This is a genomic window from Catenibacterium sp. (assembly GCF_052354645.1).
Lineage (GTDB): Bacteria > Bacillota_I > Bacilli_A > Erysipelotrichales > Coprobacillaceae > Catenibacterium > Catenibacterium mitsuoka_A.
Window position 1 is genome coordinate 1 of sequence record NZ_DAWDDM010000257.1, and the last position, 2,785, is coordinate 2,785.

General features: G+C 33.2%; 3 protein-coding genes and 1 riboswitch. All 3 genes read left to right on the forward strand.

The window, feature by feature from the left end; genetic code table 11:
- Nucleotides 1–153: 153 nt before the first annotated feature.
- Nucleotides 154–200, forward strand: a riboswitch (PreQ1 riboswitch).
- A gap of 61 nt (nucleotides 201–261) precedes the next feature.
- Nucleotides 262–738, forward strand: coding sequence for a QueT transporter family protein (locus ACT8VG_RS09595; RefSeq protein WP_117460181.1), 477 nt, complete (start codon nucleotides 262–264; stop codon nucleotides 736–738).
- Between the two features lie 152 nt (nucleotides 739–890).
- Nucleotides 891–1,913 carry a Gfo/Idh/MocA family oxidoreductase gene (locus ACT8VG_RS09600; protein ID WP_187012095.1) on the forward strand — a complete coding sequence of 341 codons (1,023 nt, stop codon included), beginning with the start codon at nucleotides 891–893 and terminating at the stop codon, nucleotides 1,911–1,913.
- An 11-nt stretch (nucleotides 1,914–1,924) separates the two neighbouring features.
- Nucleotides 1,925–2,731 (forward strand): Gfo/Idh/MocA family protein, encoded by an 807-nt coding sequence (locus ACT8VG_RS09605; protein ID WP_444195734.1) that lies wholly within the window; start codon nucleotides 1,925–1,927, stop codon nucleotides 2,729–2,731.
- The last annotated feature ends 54 nt before the right edge of the window (nucleotides 2,732–2,785 follow it).

Genomic DNA, 2,785 nt, shown 5'->3' on the forward strand with positions numbered 1-2,785 from the left:
AGCATCATAACGGCGACGATAGTGTGAAGACGCGACAATAGCAAGCTGCCAGGTCGCAATTTAAAAATGCGATGAGCCGATGAGTCAAGTACCGCTTGACTCGTTTTTTTTACTCTTTTTCTTGTCTCTTATACCTATAAATGATATAGTAGTTGAGAACTGGTTCGAGAGCCAAACCCAGTATAAAAAACTAAGAACATATGAATATAATTCATGATGTTTGGCTTCTAACTGTTCTTTAGAAGAAGGAGAAAATCGAATATGAAAAAACTAGACGTTAAAACGATTGCACTAAACGCAGTCATCGCTGCAGTCTATGCAGCACTTACTATCGGCTTAGCGCCAATTTCTTATGGTCAGGTGCAGATGAGAATTTCAGAAGTAATGATCTTCCTTGCATTCTACAATAAGAAATATATCCCAGGATTAGTATTAGGATGTTTCATTGCGAACGTTCCATCATCTCTTGGTGCATATGATATGGTATTTGGTACATTTGCGACTTTACTTGCAGTAGTTGCTATGAACAAAGTATCTAATCGTTATGTTGGTGGTATCTTAGGTGGATTAATCAACGGTATCATTGTTGGTATTGAATTAACACTTGCATTCCATACACCATTCCTATTAAATGCAGTTTATGTATTTGTAGGTGAAGTTGTTGTATTAGAAATCGGTGCATTCTTATTTGGATTATTAGAAAAGAATGAACCAGTATTAAAGATTATTAAAGCATAAAAGAACCTTCGGGTTCTTTTTTTGTGAACTATTAGTTCTCTCTTAAAAAAGTTATTCACACCTATTGCGTACTTTTTTTACGATTCTAATGTGAATACTTGTAATTGATCTTTAAATAATAAAGAATAGTAGTAAAGAAGAGAGGAACTTATATGACACTTACAATTGGATTTATTGGAAATGGTAAAAGCACTAATCGTTACCATATGCCATTTATACTTACAAGAAAAGATAAAATAAAAGTAAAAACAATTTATAATCGTTCTATTCACTTTGATACTTGGAAGAAAATAGAAGGTATTCATTACACAGATAATCTAGATGAATTACTCAACGACAAGGATATTCAGGTTGTAGTAGTGACTTTAAAATCAAGTCTTCATTATGAATATGCAAAGAAAGTATTAGAAGCAGGAAAACATTGCGTAGTAGAAAAGCCATTTGCATCTAGTTATACACAGGCAAAAAAACTATTTGATTTAGCTGAGTCTAAAGGACTCATGCTTCAATGTTATCAAAATAGAAGATTTGACAGTGACTTCTTAACTGTTCAGAAGGTCATTGAATCTGGGAAACTTGGTGATCTATTAGAATTAGAAATGCATTTTGATTACTATCGTCCAGAAGTACCAGAAAGCATTCATGAATTCTCAGTAATTGATTCTTATCTCTATGGTCATGCTTGTCATACCTTAGATCAGGTGATCTCTTATTTTGGTAAACCAGATCATGCACATTATGATGTACGCCAATTATTAGGTACAGGACGTATGAATGATTACTTTGATTTAGATCTTTATTATGGAACTCTAAAGGTCTCAGTAAAATCATCATATTTCCGTATAAAAGAGCGTCCTAGCTTTGTTTTATATGGTAAGAAGGGAATGTTTACTAAAACAAAAAAAGACCGTCAGGAAGCGGATTTGAAACATTTCTATATGCCTTATGAACATGAGGACTTTGGCTTAGATACCCCAGCTGATTATGGCACTCTTATCTATGATGAAGAAGGGCATTATCATGAAGAAAAGGTAGAAACAGTAAAAGGTGATTATGGTTACTACTATGATGCATTGTATGAAACAATCATCAATCATAAGCCACAGCTTGTTACTAAGGAGCAGACATTATTACAGATGAAGATATTAGAAGATGCTATTAAAGGATTAAAATAGGAGGAACTATCATGAAATTAGGTATTGTAGGATCAGGAATGATCGTTAAAGACTTTTTAAAGATGTTTAATGAATTAAACGGTATTGAACTATTAGGTATCTCAGCACGTAATGAAGAGAACTTAAAGAACCTTTGTGTTCAGTATCCTATTGAACGTTATTATTTAAGTTATGAAGAAATGTTGGAAAATAAGGATATTGATACTATTTATGTAGCTGTACCAAATGATTTACATTTCATTATGTCTAAAAAAGCGCTTCTCGCAGGTAAAAACGTAATATGTGAAAAACCATTCACGACTAATCTTAAAGAGGCCTTAGAACTCAAGGAAATCGCTGAGAAAGAGGATTTGTTCCTTTTAGAAGCTATTCCAAATCGTTTCTTCCCTAACACATATCTATTAAAAGAAAAGGTAAAGGAATTAGGCAATATTCGTGTGATTAACTTTAACTTCTCACAGTATTCATCAAGATATGATCGTTTTAAGAAGGGAGATATTGCGCCTGCTTTTGATCCAAATCATTCAGGTGGTTCTTTAATGGATTTAGGTGTTTATAACATCAATCTTATTATGGAACTTTTTGGTAAACCTGAAAATGTAGATTATTATCCTAATATTGAAAGAGGAATTGATACATCAGGTGTACTTGTGATGGATTATGGTTATATGAAAGCAGTTTGTGTTGCTGCAAAGGATTGCCAGGCACCGCTATCTTCTACTATTCAGGGAGATGAAGGTTATATTGTCATGAGAAGTCCATCAAGTCAGATTACTGAATTCCAAATGGCTTTTAATAAGCAGGAAGAAGTGACTTAAAACGAAAACGGACCACATAACCGTATGTATTATGAATTTGTGGAATTAAAGAAA

Coding starts and splice junctions, on each gene's coding strand:
- ACT8VG_RS09600 (WP_187012095.1), top strand. CDS start 891: ATGACACTTACAATTGGATTTATTGGAAATGGTAAAAGCACTAATCGT.
- ACT8VG_RS09595 (WP_117460181.1), top strand. CDS start 262: ATGAAAAAACTAGACGTTAAAACGATTGCACTAAACGCAGTCATCGCT.
- ACT8VG_RS09605 (WP_444195734.1), top strand. CDS start 1,925: ATGAAATTAGGTATTGTAGGATCAGGAATGATCGTTAAAGACTTTTTA.